Origin of the sequence: Geobacillus jurassicus NBRC 107829 (genome assembly GCF_001544315.1) — a bacterium.
Lineage (GTDB): Bacteria > Bacillota > Bacilli > Bacillales > Anoxybacillaceae > Geobacillus > Geobacillus jurassicus.
The window spans coordinates 1-19,222 of the sequence record NZ_BCQG01000005.1 but is presented as its reverse complement, the minus strand read 5'-3'; the positions used below and the strand labels follow the sequence as shown (position 1 = coordinate 19,222).

At 53.3% G+C, this 19,222-nt stretch carries 22 protein-coding genes and 1 tRNA gene; 13 read left to right on the top strand and 10 right to left on the bottom strand.

Translation table 11 applies throughout. The annotated features are described in order from the left end of the window. Window positions 1-22 precede the first annotated feature (22 nt). On the top strand, window positions 23-547 hold the full coding sequence (locus GJ1_RS02370; RefSeq protein WP_066227925.1) for a superoxide dismutase family protein: 525 nt from the start codon (window positions 23-25) through the stop codon (window positions 545-547). A 79-nt stretch (window positions 548-626) separates the two neighbouring features. Here GJ1_RS02370 and GJ1_RS02365 read toward each other — a convergent pair whose 3' ends face one another. Beyond that, window positions 627-1,787, bottom strand: a complete 1,161-nt coding sequence (locus tag GJ1_RS02365; RefSeq protein ID WP_066227921.1) for a MalY/PatB family protein — start codon at window positions 1,785-1,787, stop codon at window positions 627-629. 88 nt (window positions 1,788-1,875) lie between these two features. Here GJ1_RS02365 and GJ1_RS02360 point away from each other — a divergent pair, with 88 nt between their 5' ends. The 4 genes from GJ1_RS02360 to yugI all read left to right on the top strand — a co-directional run bounded on the left by GJ1_RS02360 (window position 1,876) and on the right by yugI (window position 4,343). Continuing rightward, the gene (locus tag GJ1_RS02360; protein ID WP_066227918.1) at window positions 1,876-2,142 is read left to right on the top strand and encodes a DUF1871 family protein; all 267 of its coding nucleotides are present in this window, start codon (window positions 1,876-1,878) and stop codon (window positions 2,140-2,142) included. Window positions 2,143-2,201: 59 nt separating this feature from the next. Beyond that, window positions 2,202-2,702: an Lrp/AsnC family transcriptional regulator gene (locus GJ1_RS02355; RefSeq protein WP_066227916.1), complete on the top strand. Its 501-nt coding sequence runs from the start codon at window positions 2,202-2,204 to the stop codon at window positions 2,700-2,702. Continuing rightward, window positions 2,699-3,871 (top strand): aminotransferase, encoded by a 1,173-nt coding sequence (locus tag GJ1_RS02350; RefSeq protein WP_066227914.1) that lies wholly within the window; start codon window positions 2,699-2,701, stop codon window positions 3,869-3,871. Before GJ1_RS02355 ends, GJ1_RS02350 begins: the two co-directional genes overlap by 4 nt. A 106-nt stretch (window positions 3,872-3,977) precedes the next feature. Continuing rightward, window positions 3,978-4,343, top strand: a complete 366-nt coding sequence (gene yugI, locus GJ1_RS02345) for a S1 domain-containing post-transcriptional regulator GSP13 (protein ID WP_066227911.1) — start codon at window positions 3,978-3,980, stop codon at window positions 4,341-4,343. 108 nt (window positions 4,344-4,451) lie between these two features. On the opposite strand, the gene GJ1_RS02340 is transcribed toward yugI, so the two are convergent. Beyond that, window positions 4,452-4,685 (bottom strand): DUF378 domain-containing protein, encoded by a 234-nt coding sequence (locus tag GJ1_RS02340; RefSeq protein WP_066227909.1) that lies wholly within the window; start codon window positions 4,683-4,685, stop codon window positions 4,452-4,454. A gap of 149 nt (window positions 4,686-4,834) precedes the next feature. Between GJ1_RS02340 and GJ1_RS02335 the strand changes: the two genes are divergently transcribed. Then, a complete protein-coding gene (locus tag GJ1_RS02335; protein ID WP_066227907.1) occupies window positions 4,835-5,998 on the top strand; it encodes an iron-containing alcohol dehydrogenase in 1,164 nt (387 codons plus the stop codon). Window positions 5,999-6,857: 859 nt separating this feature from the next. Continuing rightward, window positions 6,858-8,207, top strand: a complete 1,350-nt coding sequence (locus GJ1_RS02325) for a glucose-6-phosphate isomerase (protein ID WP_066227902.1) — start codon at window positions 6,858-6,860, stop codon at window positions 8,205-8,207. Window positions 8,208-8,258: 51 nt separating this feature from the next. Here the strand turns inward: GJ1_RS02325 and GJ1_RS18520 are convergent, their stop codons facing one another. After that, the gene (locus GJ1_RS18520) at window positions 8,259-8,429 is read right to left on the bottom strand and encodes a hypothetical protein (RefSeq protein WP_373278011.1); all 171 of its coding nucleotides are present in this window, start codon (window positions 8,427-8,429) and stop codon (window positions 8,259-8,261) included. A gap of 48 nt (window positions 8,430-8,477) precedes the next feature. On the opposite strand from GJ1_RS18520, the gene GJ1_RS02320 reads away from it, so the two are divergent. After that, window positions 8,478-8,882, top strand: a complete 405-nt coding sequence (locus GJ1_RS02320; RefSeq protein WP_066227899.1) for a YugN-like family protein — start codon at window positions 8,478-8,480, stop codon at window positions 8,880-8,882. Here the strand turns inward: GJ1_RS02320 and GJ1_RS02315 are convergent. Continuing rightward, a complete protein-coding gene (locus GJ1_RS02315; protein WP_066227897.1) occupies window positions 8,879-9,862 on the bottom strand; it encodes a potassium channel family protein in 984 nt (327 codons plus the stop codon). The two genes, GJ1_RS02320 and GJ1_RS02315, sit on opposite strands and share 4 nt — an antisense overlap. A 111-nt stretch (window positions 9,863-9,973) precedes the next feature. On the opposite strand from GJ1_RS02315, the gene GJ1_RS02310 reads away from it, so the two are divergent. After that, window positions 9,974-10,174: an H-type small acid-soluble spore protein gene (locus GJ1_RS02310; protein ID WP_066227896.1), complete on the top strand. Its 201-nt coding sequence runs from the start codon at window positions 9,974-9,976 to the stop codon at window positions 10,172-10,174. A gap of 270 nt (window positions 10,175-10,444) precedes the next feature. On the opposite strand, the gene GJ1_RS02305 is transcribed toward GJ1_RS02310, so the two are convergent. Continuing rightward, the gene (locus GJ1_RS02305) at window positions 10,445-11,623 is read right to left on the bottom strand and encodes an MFS transporter (protein ID WP_066227893.1); all 1,179 of its coding nucleotides are present in this window, start codon (window positions 11,621-11,623) and stop codon (window positions 10,445-10,447) included. A gap of 102 nt (window positions 11,624-11,725) precedes the next feature. Here GJ1_RS02305 and GJ1_RS02300 point away from each other — a divergent pair, with 102 nt between their 5' ends. Both GJ1_RS02300 and GJ1_RS02295 read left to right on the top strand, forming a co-directional pair. Next, complete coding sequence (locus GJ1_RS02300; protein WP_083509919.1) at window positions 11,726-12,226, top strand: GNAT family N-acetyltransferase; 501 nt, start codon at window positions 11,726-11,728, stop codon at window positions 12,224-12,226. Window positions 12,227-12,282: 56 nt separating this feature from the next. Beyond that, window positions 12,283-12,534, top strand: coding sequence for a hypothetical protein (locus tag GJ1_RS02295; protein WP_066227887.1), 252 nt, complete (start codon window positions 12,283-12,285; stop codon window positions 12,532-12,534). 197 nt (window positions 12,535-12,731) lie between these two features. Here the strand turns inward: GJ1_RS02295 and GJ1_RS02290 are convergent, their stop codons facing one another. Continuing rightward, window positions 12,732-13,622, bottom strand: coding sequence for a thermonuclease family protein (locus GJ1_RS02290; protein WP_157068349.1), 891 nt, complete (start codon window positions 13,620-13,622; stop codon window positions 12,732-12,734). Between the two features lie 280 nt (window positions 13,623-13,902). Between GJ1_RS02290 and GJ1_RS02285 the strand changes: the two genes are divergently transcribed. Next, a complete protein-coding gene (locus GJ1_RS02285; protein WP_066227884.1) occupies window positions 13,903-14,952 on the top strand; it encodes a DnaD domain-containing protein in 1,050 nt (349 codons plus the stop codon). Between the two features lie 43 nt (window positions 14,953-14,995). On the opposite strand, the gene GJ1_RS02280 is transcribed toward GJ1_RS02285, so the two are convergent. The 3 genes from GJ1_RS02280 to GJ1_RS02270 form a co-directional block, all read right to left on the bottom strand. Next, complete coding sequence (locus GJ1_RS02280; RefSeq protein ID WP_066227881.1) at window positions 14,996-15,634, bottom strand: Mce/MlaD family protein; 639 nt, start codon at window positions 15,632-15,634, stop codon at window positions 14,996-14,998. Window positions 15,635-15,840: 206 nt separating this feature from the next. After that, window positions 15,841-15,913, bottom strand: a tRNA-Ala gene (locus GJ1_RS02275). Window positions 15,914-15,985: 72 nt separating this feature from the next. Then, the gene (locus GJ1_RS02270; protein WP_066227878.1) at window positions 15,986-16,663 is read right to left on the bottom strand and encodes an MgtC/SapB family protein; all 678 of its coding nucleotides are present in this window, start codon (window positions 16,661-16,663) and stop codon (window positions 15,986-15,988) included. 133 nt (window positions 16,664-16,796) lie between these two features. Here GJ1_RS02270 and GJ1_RS02265 point away from each other — a divergent pair, with 133 nt between their 5' ends. Continuing rightward, the gene (locus GJ1_RS02265; RefSeq protein WP_066227875.1) at window positions 16,797-17,705 is read left to right on the top strand and encodes a DMT family transporter; all 909 of its coding nucleotides are present in this window, start codon (window positions 16,797-16,799) and stop codon (window positions 17,703-17,705) included. On the opposite strand, the gene GJ1_RS02260 is transcribed toward GJ1_RS02265, so the two are convergent. Beyond that, a complete protein-coding gene (locus GJ1_RS02260) occupies window positions 17,676-18,494 on the bottom strand; it encodes a protein-glutamine gamma-glutamyltransferase (protein ID WP_066228125.1) in 819 nt (272 codons plus the stop codon). The genes GJ1_RS02265 and GJ1_RS02260 overlap by 30 nt on opposite strands. Window positions 18,495-19,222 lie beyond the last annotated feature (728 nt).

Genomic DNA, 19,222 nt, shown 5'->3' with positions numbered 1-19,222 from the left:
ATGTTATGCTGGAGGGAGTTCGGTGTTGCGGGGAACATATGGAATCCTTTTCGCTGCGGTGCTCATCTTGTCCGGCTGCAGCCAAGAGGGTGGAACGAGCCGGACGGTGGAGATGATCAATGCGGACGGCGACTCGATCGGTACGATCGCGCTGACGGAGCAAGCGGAAGGGGTGCGGCTGAAGCTTGATTTGGAAGGCCTCCCGCCGGGGGAGCACGCCATTCACATCCATGAAAAGGGAAGCTGCAAGCCGCCTGATTTCCAGTCGGCCGGCGGTCATTACAATCCGGACGGGAAAAAGCATGGCCTTCTCCATCCGGAAGGGGCGCATGCCGGCGATTTGCCGAACATTATTGTGAACGATGACGGCACGGTCCATGTAGAGCTGACAGCGCCCCACGTGACGCTGAAAGAAGGAGAAAAAGGTTCGCTGCTCACAAAAGACGGAACGTCGATCGTCATTCATGCCAAGAAAGACGACGGCATGACCCAGCCGGCCGGAGATGCGGGCGGACGGATCGCCTGCGGGGAAATCAAATCGTCGTGAAACAGGGGCTCTCGCGAGAGCCCCTGTTTCACGTTTTTGGCACAACGCAGCGGCCGACCGGTGCGGCCTTTCTTTGATTTTAGTGCAATGCCATCGCCAGCCGCCGCAGCCCTTCTTCGAGCGTCGGGCGCGGGCAGGCGATATTCAAACGGATGAAGCCGCTTCCTTCCTCGCCGAATTTGCTGCCGAACTCGACGGCGATTTTTCCTTTTTCAAGAAGCAGCCGCTTCAGCTCCGCCCCAGGGAGACCAAGGCCGCGGCAGTCGATCCAGACGAGATACGTCGCTTGCGGACGGACGGGGCGAAGCTGCGGCAGCTTGTCCGCCAAATAGGCGATGGTCATGTCGATGTTTTGCCGCAAGTAATCGAGCAAGGCGTCAAGCCACGGCTCGCCATGGCGATAGGCCGCTTCCGCTCCGATGATGGCGAACGTATTCAATGTAAAAAAACCGTGCCGCTGCTGAACGCGGCGGAACGCCCGGCGCCGCGATTCATCGGGAATGATGACTTCCGCCGCCTGCAAGCCGGCGAGGTTGAACGTTTTCGTCGGCGCGCGGAACGTCGCGCTTTGCGCGGCCAGCTCCGGATGAAGCGAGGCGAACGGCGTGTGTTTGGCTGGCGGAAACGTTAAATCGGCGTGAATTTCGTCGGAAAGGACGAAGACGCCGTGTTTCAAACAAAGTTCCCCAAGCCGTTTGAGCTCTTCTTTTGTCCATGATTTGCCCCCTGGGTTGTGCGGATGGCAAAGGATGAGAAGCCTAGCGCCGGGCAGCTTCCCCTCCAAGTCGTCCCAATCGATGGCGTAGTTGTTTTCCGTCAAGCGAAGCGGGCTGAATATGAGCGTGCGGTCATGGCGGCGGACGAGATCAAACAGCGGCCGGTAGACCGGGGAAAAAACGATGACGCGGTCCCCCGGTTCAGAAAACGCTTCGATGGCGGCGGCGACCGCCGGCACAACGCCGTGGGCAAACACGAGCCAAGACGGATCGATCGTCCAGTCATGACGGCGTTCAAGCCATTGACACACCGCTTCTTTGAGTGAATCGGGAATGACGGTGTAGCCGAACACGCCGTGTTCGATTCGGATCTGCAGCGCTTCTTGCACTTCTTTTGGCGCGGGAAAATCCATATCGGCGACCCACATCGGCCATACGTCTTCGCAGCCGAACACCCGATGGACATCATCCCATTTCACTGAGAGCGTACCTCGGCGGTCGATGACGCGGTCAAACGGAAACATGGTTGCATCTTCTCCCTTCTTTTTTTCGAATCGATGGCTTATAATTGGTTATATCATAGCATCAAGAAAGAAGGTGGATGGCGGCGACATGGACGGACAACAGTTGAATCGGCTTCTTCTTGAGACGATCGGCGCCTGGGATCCGTTTGGCCTTGGAAAAGACGCCTACGACGTCGAGGCGGCCAGCGTGCTCCAGGCGGTGTATGATACGGAAGACGCCCGCACGTTGGCCGCCCGCATTCAGTCCATATATGAATTCGCCTTTGACGAGCTGATTCCTTTTCCCCACTGCCTAAAACTCGCCCGCCGGCTGCTTGAGCTGAAGCAAACGGCGTCCTGTCCGCTCCCGTCATAACGCCCGGCAGCGGGGGCGCCGGCTTGGCGAAACCGACCGATCAAATGGAGGGATGTTGTGTGAAACTGAGCGATAAAGAGCTGGAAATTATCGAAATATTGGAAAAAGACGCGCGAACGCCGATCGATGTGCTGGCGAAGATGGTCGATTTGCCGGTCGAGGAAACGGAAGTGCTCGTCAAAAAGCTGGAAGAGGCGAAAGTGATCGTCCAATATACGGCGCTCATTGACTGGCGGAAGGCGGACGGCCGCGAAGGGGTGACGGCGATGATCGATGTCAAGGTGACTCCGAAGCGCGGCGTCGGCTTTGATGAGGTAGCGGAGCGCATTTACCGGTTCCCGGAAGTGAAATCCGTCTACTTAATGTCCGGTGCATATGATTTGTCGGTCGTGATCGAAGGGCGATCGATGGCGGAAATCGCTCAATTTGTTTCCGAGAAGCTGTCAACGCTCGATTCCGTCATTTCGACGACAACTCATTTCATTTTGAAAAAATACAAACATGACGGCATCGTATTTGACCAAGGAGATCAAGATCGCCGCATCGTGGTGTCGCCATGAAGCCGCAAACGAGAAAAAAGTACGTGTCCAAGACGGTTGCGGGCTTGAAGCCGTCCGGCATCCGCCGCTTTTTTGACCTTGCTTCCAGCATGGACGGCGTCATTTCGCTCGGCGTCGGCGAGCCGGATTTCGTCACGTCATGGAGCATTCGCGAGGCGAGCATTTTGTCGCTCGAGCAAGGCTATACGTCGTATACGGCCAACGCCGGGCTCTTGGAGCTCCGCCAAGAAATCGCCGCCTATTTGCGCCGCAAGTTTCATGTCGACTACTGTCCGGAAACGGAAATTTTCGTGACGGTTGGGGCGAGCCAGGCCATCGACTTGGCGCTTAGGGCGATCATCAACCCGGGCGATGAAGTGATCATCGTCGAACCAAGTTTTGTCGCCTACGAGCCGCTTGTCGTGCTCGCGGGTGGGAAGCCGGTGGCCGTTCACACGTCTGGCGAAGACAAGTTTCAGCTCAATCCGGTGCACCTTGAGCGGGCGATCACCGAGCGGACGAAGGCGGTCATCATTTGTTCACCGAACAATCCAACCGGAACGGTGCTCAGCCCGGCGGAGCTTGAAGCGATCGCCCGTCTGGCTGAGGCGTACGATTTGCTCGTTGTTGCCGATGAAATTTATGCCGAGCTGACGTATGAAGGGGTGTACATGAGCATGGCCGCCGTTAGCGGCATGCGCGAGCGGACGATTTTGATTTCCGGTTTTTCGAAAGGGTTTGCGATGACCGGATGGCGGCTCGGGTTTGCCGCAGCGCCCGAAGAGATTTTGCAGGCGATGTTGAAAATCCATCAGTATGCCATGATGTGCGCGCCGACGATGGCGCAATACGGGGCGCTTGAGGCGCTTCGCAACGGGGAGCGCGATGTCGTCGAGATGCGCAACAGCTACCGGCGGCGGCGCAACTATTTTGTTGCCTCGCTCAATGAAATTGGATTGCCGTGCCATTTGCCGGGCGGAGCGTTTTACGCCTTCCCATCTATCAAGCCGACCGGTTTGACATCGGAGCAGTTTGCTGAGCGGCTGCTCATCGAAGAAAAAGTGGCGGTCGTCCCCGGCAACGTCTTCGGCCAAAGCGGGGAAGGCTATATCCGCTGTTCATACGCCTCATCGCTTGAACAGCTGCAAGAAGCCATTAAACGAATGAAACGGTTCTTAGCGCGCCTGTAACGAGTGATGTTCCGCCGTTTGGCGGGGCATCTTTTTTTGGGGTTTGCCTTCAGTCTATGTTATAATACAGAAACATAGATGAAATTCACCAATAGGAGTGTTTCGCTTGTCAACGATAAAACGAGGATCGATCGTGAAAGGGAAGGTGACGGGCATCCAGCCGTATGGCGCGTTCGTCCAGCTTGACGACGGCATGCAGGGGCTGATCCATATTTCGGAAATTTCGCATCAATTTGTGAAAGATGTGCGCGATTACGTCCATGTCGGTGACGAAGTGATGGTCAAGGTGCTTCATGTCGATCAAAAGGCGAGGCGGGCGAGCTTGTCCTTAAAAGCGCTCGAACCTGCCAAGGACAAGGAAATGCGCCGCGTGCGCCTGAAAATGCCGCTCCAGTCGGGGTTTCGCCCATTGAAAGAAAAGTTGCGCGAATGGATCGAGCAGTCAAAGAAAGAAGATTTGCCGAAAAAATAAGGCATTCACCGCCAAACGGCGAGAGTCCATGCCTCTTTCGGGGCGGGAAGCAGCTTGCAAAAAATAAGACACCCACCGCCAGGCGGTGAGTGTCCCGTTTGCTTTTCGTCATGTGCGCGTTGCTTTTGGTTCCGCACGCTCCAGCTCTTCAGCCGGTTTGAACAGCAGAGCCAAGTTGATCAAACCGGCAATGCCGACAAGACTGTAAATCATGCGTGACCAAACGGCGTCTTGACCGCCGAAAATAGCGGCCACTAAATCAAATTGGAAAAAACCAATTAGTCCCCAGTTAATGGCACCGATGATCGTCAACAATAGCGCAATTCGCTGCCATGCTCCCATCCTTGTTCGCCTCCTTTGGAAAATCGCTTTTATTCACTTATAGGATGAATCGCAGCCTTGAAAAATATGCATCGTTTGCCGCCAAAGCAGTTGGCTTTACAATCGGTGGGGGGCGCCGCCATAATAGATAGGGGAAGGAGGGCATACATATGCAAGAGTTTATATTCCGCAACCCGACGAAACTCATTTTCGGAAAAGGGCAGCTCGAACAGCTCAAAGAAGAAGTGCCGCGTTACGGCAAGAAAGTGCTGCTTGTGTATGGCGGCGGAAGCATCAAACGAAACGGGCTGTATGACGAAGTGATGAAGATTTTGGGGGATATTGGCGCTGAAGTCGTCGAACTGCCGGGGGTTGAACCGAACCCGCGCGTCTCGACCGTAAGAAAAGGAGTGGACATTTGCAAGCGGGAAGGCATCGAGTTTTTGCTTGCCGTAGGCGGCGGCAGCGTCATCGACTGCACGAAAGCGATCGCCGCTGGGGCGAAATTTGACGGCGATCCGTGGGAGTTTATCACGAAAAAAGCAACGGTCACCGGCGCCCTGCCGTTTGGAACGGTGCTGACGCTGGCGGCGACCGGCTCGGAGATGAATTCCGGCTCGGTGATTACAAACTGGGAGACGAAAGAAAAATACGGCTGGGGCAGTCCGTTTACGTTCCCGCAATTTTCGATTTTGGACCCGACGTATACGCTAACCGTCCCGAAAGATCACACGGTTTATGGCATTGTCGATATGATGTCGCACGTGTTGGAGCAGTATTTCCACCATATACCGAACACGCCATTGCAAGATCGGATGTGCGAAGCGGTGTTAACGACAGTGATCGAGGCGGCGCCAAAGCTGGTGAACGATTTAGAAAACTACGAGCTGCGCGAGACGATCATGTATTGCGGCACGATCGCCTTAAACGGCTTTTTGCAAATGGGCGTCCGCGGCGATTGGGCGACGCACAATATTGAGCACGCCGTTTCAGCCGTGTACGATATTCCGCATGCGGGCGGCTTGGCGATTTTGTTCCCAAACTGGATGAAGCATGTGCTCGATGAAAACGTCAGCCGTTTCGCACAATTGGCGGTGCGCGTTTTTGGCGTCGATCCGGCGGGCAAGTCGGAGCGCGATGTGGCGCTTGAAGGCATTGAGCGGCTGCGCGCCTTCTGGTCGAGCCTCGGGGCGCCGTCGCGGCTTGCGGACTATGGCATCGGCGAGGAAAACTTGGAGCTGATGGCCGATAAAGCGATGGCGTTTGGCGAGTTCGGCCGTTTCAAAACGTTGAACCGCGATGATGTGCTCGCCATTTTGCGCGCTTCCCTTTAACGGGGGAGATGCGGTGGTTTCACTGATGAATTGATGATGGCGCCGGCTTGGCGGCTGAATCCGCTTGAGCCGGCGCTTTTCCCATGTTCCGCGTTCGCCTAAAAAGCCGGTGAAAAGTCGATCTTTCGAGTCAAGGGAAGAATCACCATAACCCCGGAAACGCTCCTAACAGGAAGGCTTTCATCACTCATAACTTTTACAATCGGGATAAAAGAAACAGGGAAACGAAAATACATGTGTAAAATAGTATCTTTTCCCCTCGTTTTCCTTTTCGTTCAATAAGGGCGTACAAAGAAAACGTAATGACAAGCGAGTACAAAAATTGAAATAGCATAACAAAATAATCCCCCTTAATACGTACTAGTCCAAAATAATCATAAAAAAATATATACGTCAACTCCTTTTTGGGATAAATTGTATATATAAGAACAAAAAACCATCCTATAACAAAGGGTGGTTCACATGAGAAGAAATGCGAATCGTTTGTTTTTTCGTTAATTTTTTATCCGCCGATAACCCTTCTTTTCGCATGTTCTGTTCAATCACCGATTTTCTAGAGGTCCGGTGAAAAACAATGATTTCCTTGAGCATTGCCTGTTTTTCGTTCAGACAAAGACCGATTTCATAAGGTTTCTCAAATTCAGAAATCCCCCTGTTCAACCGAATTTCCTATTAAATCACCGGTCTTCTAGGCCTTGTTCAAGAAATCATCAGTTTTCCAGGCGCCACTCAAGGAAATTGGCGCGGCGAACATGGCGAAAAATGAATCCGTTTCCAAAAAAGTGGGTTGCTTGATTTCCCTTGTTTATTCCGCTAAAGTGAAAGAAGGCAATGATTCTTGAAGGGGAGGCGGACATCGATGACCCACATTCGTTTTGACTATTCCAAAGCGCTGGCTTTTTTTGGCGAACATGAACTTACATACTTGCGCGATGCGGTGAAAGTCGCGCACCATTCGCTTCATGAAAAAACTGGCGTGGGGAGCGACTTTTTAGGCTGGCTTGACTGGCCGGTCGACTATGACAAAGAAGAATTCGCGCGCATCAAGGAGGCGGCGAAAAAAATCCAATCGGACTCAGACGTCCTTCTGGTCATCGGCATCGGCGGCTCATACCTCGGCGCGCGGGCGGCGATCGAGATGCTGCACCATTCGTTTTACAACGCCTTGCCAAAAGAAAAGCGACAAACGCCGCAAATCGTGTTTGTCGGCAACAACATCAGCTCGACGTATATGAAAGACGTCATCGATTTCTTGGAAGGGAAAGACTTCTCGATCAACGTCATTTCCAAATCGGGGACGACCACCGAGCCGGCGATCGCCTTCCGCATTTTCCGCAAGCTGCTGGAGGAGAAATACGGCAAAGAGGAAGCGCGCCGCCGCATTTACGCGACGACGGACCGCGCGCGCGGCGCGCTTCGGACGCTCGCCGATGAGGAAGGGTACGAGACGTTTGTCATTCCGGATGACATCGGCGGCCGCTACTCGGTGCTGACGGCGGTCGGGCTATTGCCGATTGCCGCAAGCGGCGCGAATATTGACGCCATGATGGAAGGAGCGGCCAAAGCGCGCGACGATTTCAGCTCCTCGGAGCTTGAGGAAAACGCCGCTTACCAATATGCGGCCATCCGCAACATTTTGTACAACAAAGGGAAAACGATCGAACTGCTTGTCAACTACGAACCGGCGCTGCACTATTTCGCCGAATGGTGGAAGCAGCTGTTCGGCGAAAGCGAAGGAAAAGACCAAAAAGGCATTTACCCGGCTTCCGCCGATTTCTCGACCGATTTGCATTCGCTCGGCCAATACATTCAAGAAGGGCGCCGCGATTTGTTTGAAACGGTGTTGAAGCTGGAAGAACCGCGTCATGAGCTGATCATTGAAGCCGAAGAAAACGACCTTGACGGACTGAACTATTTAGCGGGAAAAACGGTTGATTTCGTCAACACGAAAGCGTTCGAAGGGACGCTTCTTGCCCATACGGACGGCGGCGTGCCGAACTTGGTCATCACGTTGCCGAAGCTCGATGAATATACGTTCGGCTACCTCGTCTACTTCTTTGAAAAAGCATGCGCCATGAGCGGCTGCTTGCTTGGGGTGAATCCATTTGATCAGCCGGGCGTGGAAGCGTACAAGAAAAACATGTTTGCGCTGTTGGGCAAACCGGGGTACGAACAGTTGAAAGAAGAGCTGGAGAAACGGTTGAAATAACAGGGAAAAGAAAGCCTCTTCCACCTTTGCGGAGGAAGAGGCTTTTTCGTCTTAACGTTTTGCGTCTCGTTCACCTTTTTTCACCATTCCCAGGCGCTCTTTGAAGGCAATTTGCAGAAGTTGTGAAAAGTTAATTCCTTCTGACTCTGCCGCATCATTTAACCATTTGGGGATCGTCAATGTTTTCTTGACCGCTTTGTTTTCCATCTCGTCACGTGGCAAATAATTGCCGCTAAACGGGAAACGATAAAAAGAAAGGAGGGATTGTCCATGATTGAAATTCCATCCCGATTGGAAGGGAAACAGTTCCAGCTTTATCATTTGGAAGAGCAGCTGAAGCCGCTCGGGTACACGATCGGCGGCGGCTGGGATTACGACCACGGCTATTTTGACTACAAAATTGTGGATGATTTGGGCTACCAGTTTTTGCGCGTGCCGTTTCAGGCGGTCGACGGGCAGCTTGATTCGCACGGAACGACGGTGGAGCTTGGACGGCCGTTTTTGCTTGCGCATAAATACCAACGGGGCATCGATGATTTTGCCGATGTCGGCAACATCAGCGCTTCATTCAATCAGTTTGCCGAGCCGCAAGATCCGGACGCGACCGTTCCCGAGCGGTACATTTCCGTCGGAAAGGCGCTCGTCCAAGAGCTGGAGCGCCGCCTGCTCGATTAAGGGGCAAGCACGAACAGGCGGTCGCTTTGTTGAATCGGGCGGTCCGGGGCAACGGAAATCGCTCTGTGATCTCCGTGGATGACGCCAAGCAGCGCCACGTTTTGCTTGAGCAGCTGTTGTTGAACGGCGGCGAACGGCTGGCCGATTTGCTGTTCGTCTGGCTCGAGGAGGCGCAGCGTCTGTCCGTCCAGGCGGTGGAGCGCCGTCTCCCACACGCTGGCGGCGCCCGGCGAGCGAAGGCTGGCGGTCATGGCGAAACTCGCCAGCAAGTTCGTCTGAATCACCTCATCCGCCCCGGCGCGGAAGGCGTTCTGGACGTTTCGGCTCGTCAGAATTTCCACGATGGCATACACCGACGGGTTGAGGCTTTTGGCGGCAAGCAGCGTCACAATTGTATCTTTATCGGCTTCCGCTTCCGCTTTATGCGGATCAGCGGTGATGAGCAAAAAACGCGCTTCCCTAATGTTGGCCTTCTCGAGCACCGCATCGTCGCTCGCCAACCCTTTAATAAAGTGGACCGGAACGTCCGAGAGCGGGTGAGAAGGAACGGTGGCGTCAATCAAGACGAAGCGCATCGATGCGTCTTGCCGCGCCAGGCGGAGCAGCACTTCACGCGCCCGCTCGTTCCAGCCGACGATCACCGCATGGCCGCGCTCTGTATACCGGAGTTGTCCGCTTGTAAAGGCGGTTTCCCGGGCGGCGGCCGCGGCGGAGACGGAAGCGAAATAAGCGGTGAGGATGCCGGTGCCAAGGGCAATGAGCCCAATGGCAGCGAGTTTTCCAGCGACCGTTTTCGGGACGATGTCGCCATAGCCGATCGTCGCCGCCGTCACGATCGCCCACCAAATGCCGTCAAAGACGGTGCGGAACGTCTCTGGTTCAATGAAGCGCATCAGCGCGCCAAACAGCACGATCAACGCGCTCGCCGAGACAAACAGGCGAAGCACGGGCGGCCAGCGCCAATACGATATTGGTTTCATCGTCCACCCCTCTTTTGCTTTTGTCTTTTTTAGTGTGAGCCGTTTTTGTATAAACATTCCTATTCCTTTCCATACTAGGAAACGGAACATAACAGAAAGGGGACAGCCATCATGGACATGAACCGTGTCAAACAAATCATTTCTTCCCCTGCCGATATTCCGGTGTATTATAACGGAGTGTCGGTATGGATTGACGGGTATGATGAGGAAAAACAAACGGCGACCGTCCATTTGCGTGACGGCCGGCTCAATGAACGCCGGGACGTGCCGGTTTCGGAATTGACGGAAGAGCGGGATGAAACGAATCCATAACGGAATTTGAAGGTGGAGATGCCTGCGAACACCGGTGCATTCACCGGTTTTTGGCAGGCGAGCCCGTCGTTCCAACGGTGAAACCCCACTGATGTTTGGACCGCGGTCTGCGCAAAATGGAAGATAAAAGAGGCTGTCGCAAAAGGCGGTTTTCCGTTCAACATAACAAAACCGTGTCCCGGCAGTGATTTTATGCGTATATCCGATAATTCGAAAAGGTGTCCTGATCCTTGGGGGACACCTTCTTTTTTAGGCGATGCCCCCTTCCCGTCAGGCGGAAGGGGATTGCTTGTACGCCCGGGAGATGCGCACGGCCAATAACAAGGCGCAGGCGAGAAAAAGCAAGTCATCGACCGCATAGACGAGACGGTAGCCGCCGGCGGCAAACAGCATGCTGCCGGCCATCGGACCGAACGCCATTCCCATGTAGCGAAAAAAGTTGTACACGCCAATGGCGGTCGAGCGGTTTGCTTGAAAGACGTTTGTCAGCACGGTCGTCTGCACCGGAAGCGACAGGCCTAAAAACAATCCGAACAGGGCGATGGCGACAACGAGCAGCGAAAGCGACCGTTGGGCGACGAGCAGAAAGAAGAAAATCGACAGCACTGTCAAATACGATGTCGCCAATATAATGCGCCGCTCCGGCCAGCGCCCTTGAATGCGCCCGCCGAGGAAGCTGCCGATGACGATCATGGACGACATCGCCAAATACACTGTCCCTTTTTCCTGCGCCGATAGTCCGTACCGGTCCGTCAAGATGCCGGGCAAAAACACGAGAAAGTTATACAGCGAATAATATTGGATAAAGCCAAGCAGGACGATCGACGACCCGGCGCGATGGCGGAGCACCGCCGCAAAATCCGCGAGACCGAACGGGGCCGAGGAGGCCGTCTCCGGTTTTGTTTCCCGCAAAAATAACATGTTGCCAAGGCCGACCAAACTGCCGACGGCAACAAGCGCCAAAAAGACGGCGCGGAATGGAACATGTTCCGCCAAAAATCCGCCGACCATCGGCCCGACGACGGGACCGAGCGAGACCATCATTTGAAACGTCCCCATCGCCCGCCCACGCTCTTTGCCGGTGAACAAGTCGCCGATGACCGTAGCGGCGACGACCGACCCGGCCGCGATGCCGACGGCCTGCAAGGCGCGGAACAGCAACAGCGCGTAAATGGAGGTGGAGAAAAAGCAGCCGAGCGAGGCGGCGATGTAGATGCCAATGCCCATAAGCAGCACGGTCCGCCGCCCTTTCCGGTCAGTGAGCGGCCCGTAAACGATTTGCATCATGGCTAAGAAAAACGTGAAAATGGAAATGGTCAAGTTAATCAAGAATGAAGAAGTCGCAAACGCCTCTCTCACTTCTGGTAAAATAGGAGTGTAAATCGTTTGCGTAAACGGGCCGAGAAACGCGGCGAGCGACACAAGATAAACGACAAGCTGGCGTTTCATATCTTTTCCCCTTCCTTTGTCTGTACATACGTTATGATTATACTCCCGCTTTTCCTGCTTATAGAAACGAAATGCCTATGGATAAAGGTGGGGGGATGCACAATGGAATCGTTTTTGATTCGCGATGCAACCGCGGCGGATTTGCCGCACATCGTCCGCATTTATAATGAAACGATCCCAAGCCGGATGGTGACGGCGGACTTGGAGCCGGTGTCGGTCGAAAGCCGTCAGGGGTGGTTTGCCGCCCATAATCCGCACCATCGCCCGCTTTGGGTCGTCGAGGATGACGGCGCGGTTTGCGCCTGGCTCAGCTTTCAGTCGTTTTACGGCCGCCCGGCGTACCGCCATACGGCGGAAGTAAGCATTTACATCGCGGAAACGCACCGCGGCCGGGGGCTTGGGACGAAGCTGCTCGAGCGGGCGATCGATCAAGCGCCGTCGCTTGGGATCAAGACGCTGCTCGGCTTTATTTTTGCCCATAACGAACCGAGTTTGCGGCTCTTTTCCCGCTTCGGATTTGAACGGTGGGGCTATTTCCCGCGCGTGGCTGAACTGGACGGTGTGGAACGCGATTTGGTCATTGTCGGCAAACGGCTTGTATAGAATGAGGGGAGGCGGGGAAGTCATAAGAATGAGGATGAACGGAAAGAGGGAAGGATATGAACGTCATGCCGATTCGGCTGTTTACGATCCAAGATGGAGAAGGATTTGTCGCTGATGCGTTTCAATGCCCGGTGACCGGCAATTTGATTTACAAGTCGTCCGGCACGCCATCCGTTGTCGCGTACACCGACTTGACCGATGAACAAATCATGCGTCTGGAACAATACGGGTTTCGGCGGCTCGACGAGGCGCCAGCGCGGATGGAAAGCGGCCCGGATGGCATTGAAGAGCTGTTGCCGAGGCAATGAGGGAGAAAGGAAAAAAACAAGATTGAAACAGTGAAGAAAAGGCCTGCCCGATGGGGACAGGCTTTTTCTTTTCGCCAGAAGACTGATTCGCTCGATTTGCGAGAAATCGCAAGGGATGAAACGGGGGTGCTGCAAGGTTTCTCAATTTGAAAAACACTGCTGCAAAGCCTGATATTCGTTAGATCACCGGCCGTTGATCATTTCAACTGGCGAATGAGCCAATAGAGCGCGGCGGCCGCGGCTAGGCCGAGCAGCGTATAAAGAATCGGATGGCCTGATGGTTCCGACGGCGGTGTTTTTTTCTCAAAGGCCGGCGGGTGATCGGTCTCACCCGTTTCCTTACCGGTCTGCGGCTTCGTTCCCGGTGTCGTCTTTGGCATCGTTTCCGAACCGCCTCCCACCCTCTCGCTAGCGGCGTGCCTGCCATACATGCCCGCTCCGGTTCGTTTCGCCTCCTCGTACGCCTTGCGGACGCGAGATTCGTATTTGTATGTGCCATAATCGTAAAAGTCCTCAACAAGCCCGGCTTTGGCGAGGTCTTCTTGCAGCAGGCGCTTGCCGACCCACACCCAGGCGAGCAGCCGTTGATATTTATCAAACAACGTGTCTCCGTCGGTCTCAAGCGTAATGTTCCCTTGATGGAGGCGGGAACACGTAAACCGGCTCGCTTCTTTCCCATACGGTTCGACTTGGATCGTGCTCTCCGGCGTATCGATAAACAAAAATCGCGTCGTATACACGTGCCCGTTGACGCGGAATTTCGCCGTATCGCCGTCGATGCACTCGACAAGCTCAGCCGGATATGTACGGCCAAGGCGCAGTGAAGCGCCGTTTTTCCCGCCAAGGGCATGGCCGTCCAGGTCAATTCGGTCTGGGGTGAGATTGCGTTTGCACTTCTCGTTGCCGTTGTATTGCTGAATAAGCCGGACAAGCTCTTCTTTCGTTTTCGCCTGCTTCGCCAACGCGGTCGGCTCATGCAGAAAATACACGCAGTCGCCGTTCCGAAAGTGCCCGCCCAACTCATCAAGCTCGCCAGGGTGGGCAAAAGCGGAAATTGGGAACATCAACAGCAAACAAAACAAGAGCATGGCGATTTGTTTCAAAAACGATCCCTCCACTCGAAAAAGCGTTTCGTCCTCGCACACCGTCCCTCTCAAACAAGAACGAAGCAGCCGCGATGATGGTTTTCAACGCATCGTCGCGCATTTTATGCCGATTTTTGCTGTTTTTCCATGCGAAATGAAGCCTACATGGCGGTTATCGCGTTCTTAGGCCGTTTGCTTTCGTTCACGATAAAGTTTATCAAAAAAGTGAAACGATGAGGAACTATTTCCTCGATAGAGGATGTTGGAGGAGGGAGAGGATGGCATGGCCGCCTTGCTTTTGGATGATCAACCGCTGATCGTTTTGCCCAAACTGGCTATGGCGATCGGGTTGAATGAAAGCATCGTCGTGCAGCAGCTGCATTACTGGCTTGAGAAAAGCGAACACGTCCACGACGGCTATAAGTGGGTGTACAACACGTACGGAGATTGGCAGGAACAATTCCCGTTCTGGTCGGAAAGCACGATTCGCCGGATCATCACTAAGCTTGAAAAAATGGGGATCATCGTCGCGGCGAATTTTAACCGTTCCAAGATTGACAAAACGAAATGGTACCGGATCGACTATGACAAACTGGCTGAATGGACGCAAGAAACGCTGGGCGGGCAAGATGAACAGACGATCGTTCAAGATGACGTTTCGATGCTTCAAGATGGCGCTTTGATGGTTCAAGATGGGGTTTCGACGGTTCAACATGAGCAGACGACGGGCGGCATCGCCGATCCATCTGTTCAAAATGAGCAGTCCAGCTGTTCAAACTGGCCAGTCGAGCCGCTCAATTTGACCACATCCATACCAGAGAATACTTCAGAGATGACGTCAGAGATGAAAAAAGAAGACGAAGAAGACGCGCGCGTGCGCACATACAAGGAGATCGTTCGCTTCTATGAGGAGAACGGATTTGGGGTGATCGGCGATTATTTGCGGGAAAAGATCAACGTGTGGGTGGACGAGACGTCCGAAGAGCTGGTCTTGGAAGCATTGAAAATCGCGGTGGAAAACGGCGCAAAACGGTGGGTGTACGTCGAAACGATTTTGCGGGACTGGACGGAAAAAGGGTATCGCACCGTGGACCAAGTGCGCGCCGCACGGTTGGCGTTTCGGGAACAGCGGCTAAAGCAGCGATCATCTCTGTCTTCATCCGATGGCGGCAGAACGATGCGCAAACCGATCCGCACCGAGATCGTGCCAGATTGGCTGAAGATGGATTACAGCCAGCCGGAAGACGACGATTTTGACATCGAACAAGCGCGCCGAGAGCTTGAGGAGAGGTTGAAAAAATACAAAGACCATCCAGACGGAGCATCTCCGTGAGGATGGCATGAACACCTAAGCCGGGCTGAACGAGAAGCGGGGCCTACTTGATCCGTTTCAGTTCAGCTTCGTGTTGAATGGAGCGGGCGGACAGCAAATCGATAATGCGCTGCTGGTTTTCTTGAATTTCCTCTAACCGTTTGATGGAATCGGAGGCGTCCAGAACAGCCCGCTTGATGAGAGGAAGGTCAGCCACATCTTCTTTTGTCGCCATGTTGTTTTCCACTTGATCCAACCTCTCGTTAAGCTGATGAATCTCGCGGCCGAGCTGTTGGTTGAGGTGGTCAAATTTTCCGTTGAGCTGGTGGATCTCATGGTCAAGTCGCTGGTTGAGCTGGTCAAACTTTTCGTTAAGCTGATGAGTCTCGCGGTCGAGCTGTTGGTTGAGGTGGTCAAATTTTCCGTTGAGCTGGTGGATCTCATGGTCAAGTCGCTGGTTGAGCTGGTCAAACTTTTCGTTAAGCTGATGAATCTCGCGGCCGAGCTGTTGGTTGAGGTGGTCAAATTTTCCGTTGAGCTGGTGGATCTCATGGTCAAGTCGCTGGTTGAGCTGGTCAAACTTTTCGTTAAGCTGATGAGTCTCGCGGCCGAGCCGTTGGTTGAGCTGGTCAAGTCCTTGAACGAGCTTTTCGTTAAGCTGATGAAACTGATTCAAAATTTGTTTGAGCAACTGCTCACTCATGATTGTTCCATCCTTTCCAATCATATTAACAAAATGTGGGAGTTTCTTGGAAGTGTTGATGAGCTGGAGAACCGGCGTCCTTGTTCGAGGGAAAAGGCAGGAAGGCTTGCGCACAGTCAAATTGATGCATAGTGGATAATCAACAATTGTGATATGCATCCGACTTTGTTTGAAAGAAAACCCTTGCTGCGCAAGGGTTTTGCGAATGGAGCATACCGGGCTCGAACCGGTGACCTTCGCGCTGCCAGCACGACGCTCTCCCAACTGAGCTAATGCCCCAAACAAAATATGGATCATTTGTCCATGTTCCATTATATATGACGGCGAGGACATTGGCAATCGTTTTTTTCATCAGCCGCTTTCAATGTCGACGTGGACGACGTCGGCGATTGAGCGGATGGCGTAGTAAATGTCGGCGGTCGAGCGCTTTTGGTCAATGACGGCCCTTAGTTTCAGCAAATGTTCGTTCTCCTCAACGTCTTTAATACGCATCGTTTTAATATTGATATCCTGCTGTTTTAAATGCTCGATCACTTTCGTAATGTTTTTGGCATCCGCCACGGTGATTTGCAGCAGCACTTCTTTTTCGCGCAGCTGTTTCGGCCCGAAAAAATTGATCAAAAACGGAATGAGTTCTACGCTCACAATGAGAAGCGCGACGCCAAACGCCGATTCCCAATAGAAACCTGCGCCGACCGCCACCCCAATGCCCGCCGCCCCCCAAATGATCGCGGCGGTCGTCAGCCCGGTGATGCTGTCGTTGCCGCGGCGCAAAATGACGCCCGCCCCTAAAAAACCGACCCCGGACACAATTTGCGCCGCCAGCCGAAGCGGGTCCATTGTAATATGGTCTTTGAGCGGAAAGACGTACGCTGATTCAATAGAAACGATCGTGAGCAAACAACTGGAAATGGAAATCACGAGACACGTTTTCAAGCCGACCGGTTTTCGCTTCAATTCCCGTTCCAGCCCGATGATCAGCCCAAGGATGGCGGAAATCCCTAATTTGAGGAACGGATCAAACATCATTGTTCTCACCTCGTTCATGGTATAATGTAAGAAAACGTTCGTGAGCAATTTGGGTTCTCCCTTCGGCATGAAAGTGGCAGCTCAGGGCGCACACGCCTTTTCATAGAAAGTGAGTTGGTAAGGAGATGGAAACATGAAGCCGCCAAGCACGGCGAAATCATATGCGGCGTTATTCATCGGCGCGCTTGCCGTATCGACATCGGCCATTTTTGTCAAATGGTCACAGGCGCCGTCCGCGATCATCGCCTTTTATCGGCTCTTTTTTGCTGTCGTCATCATGACGCCGTTTGTTTTCCGGCATATGAATGAGCTCCGGCGCATCTCCCGGCGTGATTGGCTGTTTTCGCTTTGTTCCGGGGTGTTGCTTGCATTTCATTTTATTCTTTGGTTTGAATCGCTCGACTATACATCCGTCGCCAGTTCGGTCGTGCTTGTGACGCTGCAGCCGCTGTTTGCCTTTGCAGGTGGAGCGCTGTTTTTCCGCGAACGGTTGACCATCGGCGCGATCGGGAGCGCCGTTTTAGCCATTGTTGGAAGCATCCTCATCAGCTGGGGAGACTTCCGAGTCAGCGGCGATGCGCTGTACGGAGATGTATTGGCCTTATTGGCGTGCGCGATGGTGACGGCGTACTGGCTGTTCGGCCAAGAAGTGCGCCAACGGTTGTCGCTGATGGCCTATACGTATATCGTCTATGGCATCAGCGCAGCGGTGTTATGGTTGTACGCGATGCTGTTTCGCTTTTCGTTGACGGCGTATAAGTTGACGGATTGGCTTTGTTTTCTCGCTCTTGCCGTGGTTCCGACACTGCTCGGCCATTCGGTCATGAACTGGGCGGTGAAATGGGTAAGCGCCTCGACGGTGTCGATGGCGATTTTATTTGAGCCGGTCGGCGCCTCGACGCTGGCGTACTGGCTGTTCGGCGAACCGATCCGTACGTTTCAATGGATCGGCGGTATTTTTATTTTAACAGGAATCGCCCTGTATTTGTGGGAGAAAAACGAAAAAGGCCCGCTAACGGTGCAAGAAAGTAGCGGACCCTAGCGTTCCGACGATAAAGGGCGGGCGGCGGATCGGCAGGCGAAATTCATCTAAGCCGCGGGCGAATTGGGACAAATAAGCGAAATCCACTTGCGTAATATGTGGGAGAAGGTAAGCAGATTTCGTCGCCCCCCGTTTTCGTTTTCGATTGAGCGCGGCGATGATGCCGTCCTGTGTTTGAATGCCGATGCCATGCCCGTAAAACAAGCCGTCGCCTAAGTAAATTGTATTTTCCCCTTGCCATTGCGGCGTCAACGGATCGAATTCCGGGTTTTTAAAATAGAGGCAATCTCCGGGGAGAAAGTGTTCATCTTTTTTTGTCTGAATGCCAAGATCCTGGTCGGTATGCCAGTCATACAGCAGCAAATCCGCAAACAGCCGGTTGAATGCCGCTGGATCGATTACGTCAAGCACGGCCTTGTAAAAGACGATGACAATCGCGGTCGCGCATTCAAAAGCGTATCGCTCGCTATGGACAAAAATGTCCTTGATCGCTTCTGAAGCGGGGACGTCCGGACGAAGACGAAAGCCGCCGCGCTCGTCGCGCGTCCAAAAGTCGCTGTTGCAACGCGAAAAGCGGAAGATGGCAAACCGCGCCCGGCTTTTCGCCAAGTCGACCGCCGCCCGGACAATGCGGTCGCGCAAGGCGATTTCAAATCGAAGCTGCTGTTTATTTGCATACGTATATAACTTAGGCGAAGAAACAAGGGCATCTAAGATTCGTTGTTCGCTAGGCGGAAGCGAAAACGAATCAGAAACGTCAAAGTTGATTGATGATAACATGCGAATCAAAGTGAAAATGCCTCCTTGCTTGAAAAGATTGCAGCAACCAACGATGCCATAGAAAAAATGTATGCGCGCGCGGTGGCGTTCATTCCACTTTTTTAATTTGGACGGAGGGCAAAAATGGCTCATGGATGTCTCCTGGGAGTAGTGGACGGCGTATAATGGGCCTCGCGAACGAAACACGTTGAGGATTTGGGCGCGAGTGCGCTCACTTCTATGAAAGCTTAGAAGGCCGGTGAAAAACAACCATTTCCCCTAAATCGATGGTTCTCGAGTGAAGAGCAACATTTATAAAGTTTCTCAATTTGATAAATGTCATTGTTGAACCGCATTTCCTGTTCAATCACCAGCCTTTTAGGCAGCCATTGATGCGTGAGCGGGCTTCTGAAACGCGTTTCACGTTGTCAACAATGGTTGGACAGCGCATAGATGCAGAACGGATCGGGAATGGGGAAGAGTGAAAGAGGAGGGATAGTCGCGTCCTGAAATTTTTTTGAAAAAGGTATTGCATTTTTGAGGTTAAGGTGGTATATTAAAAAGCGTCGTTGTTCGAACGGGTTGTTTGACAGCGATGTGAAGCAAAAAAGCAGTTGACATCGAAAAAGATGTTATGCTAACATAAAAGAGCTGCTTGCGAGAGATAAGGCAGTTAAATAAAACTTGTTCCTTGAAAACTGAACGAAACGAAGCGCGAATGCCACGGTGCTTTTGGCGTCTGTGGCGTGAAATTAGCC

What these genes read in the sequence shown, in the direction of transcription:
- GJ1_RS02300 (WP_083509919.1), top strand. Translation starts at nt 11,726, where the DNA reads ATGGAATCGTTTTTGATTCGCGATGCAACCGCGGCGGATTTGCCGCAC.
- GJ1_RS02290 (WP_157068349.1), bottom strand. Translation starts at nt 13,622, where the DNA reads ATGCTCTTGTTTTGTTTGCTGTTGATGTTCCCAATTTCCGCTTTTGCC.
- GJ1_RS02350 (WP_066227914.1), top strand. Translation starts at nt 2,699, where the DNA reads ATGAAGCCGCAAACGAGAAAAAAGTACGTGTCCAAGACGGTTGCGGGC.
- GJ1_RS02340 (WP_066227909.1), bottom strand. Translation starts at nt 4,685, where the DNA reads ATGGGAGCATGGCAGCGAATTGCGCTATTGTTGACGATCATCGGTGCC.
- GJ1_RS02280 (WP_066227881.1), bottom strand. Translation starts at nt 15,634, where the DNA reads ATGAGTGAGCAGTTGCTCAAACAAATTTTGAATCAGTTTCATCAGCTT.
- GJ1_RS02325 (WP_066227902.1), top strand. Translation starts at nt 6,858, where the DNA reads ATGACCCACATTCGTTTTGACTATTCCAAAGCGCTGGCTTTTTTTGGC.
- GJ1_RS02335 (WP_066227907.1), top strand. Translation starts at nt 4,835, where the DNA reads ATGCAAGAGTTTATATTCCGCAACCCGACGAAACTCATTTTCGGAAAA.
- GJ1_RS02270 (WP_066227878.1), bottom strand. Translation starts at nt 16,663, where the DNA reads ATGATGTTTGATCCGTTCCTCAAATTAGGGATTTCCGCCATCCTTGGG.
- GJ1_RS02305 (WP_066227893.1), bottom strand. Translation starts at nt 11,623, where the DNA reads ATGAAACGCCAGCTTGTCGTTTATCTTGTGTCGCTCGCCGCGTTTCTC.
- GJ1_RS02360 (WP_066227918.1), top strand. Translation starts at nt 1,876, where the DNA reads ATGGACGGACAACAGTTGAATCGGCTTCTTCTTGAGACGATCGGCGCC.
- GJ1_RS02315 (WP_066227897.1), bottom strand. Translation starts at nt 9,862, where the DNA reads ATGAAACCAATATCGTATTGGCGCTGGCCGCCCGTGCTTCGCCTGTTT.
- GJ1_RS02320 (WP_066227899.1), top strand. Translation starts at nt 8,478, where the DNA reads ATGATTGAAATTCCATCCCGATTGGAAGGGAAACAGTTCCAGCTTTAT.
- GJ1_RS02310 (WP_066227896.1), top strand. Translation starts at nt 9,974, where the DNA reads ATGGACATGAACCGTGTCAAACAAATCATTTCTTCCCCTGCCGATATT.
- GJ1_RS02295 (WP_066227887.1), top strand. Translation starts at nt 12,283, where the DNA reads ATGAACGTCATGCCGATTCGGCTGTTTACGATCCAAGATGGAGAAGGA.
- GJ1_RS02365 (WP_066227921.1), bottom strand. Translation starts at nt 1,787, where the DNA reads ATGTTTCCGTTTGACCGCGTCATCGACCGCCGAGGTACGCTCTCAGTG.
- GJ1_RS02285 (WP_066227884.1), top strand. Translation starts at nt 13,903, where the DNA reads ATGGCCGCCTTGCTTTTGGATGATCAACCGCTGATCGTTTTGCCCAAA.
- GJ1_RS02265 (WP_066227875.1), top strand. Translation starts at nt 16,797, where the DNA reads ATGAAGCCGCCAAGCACGGCGAAATCATATGCGGCGTTATTCATCGGC.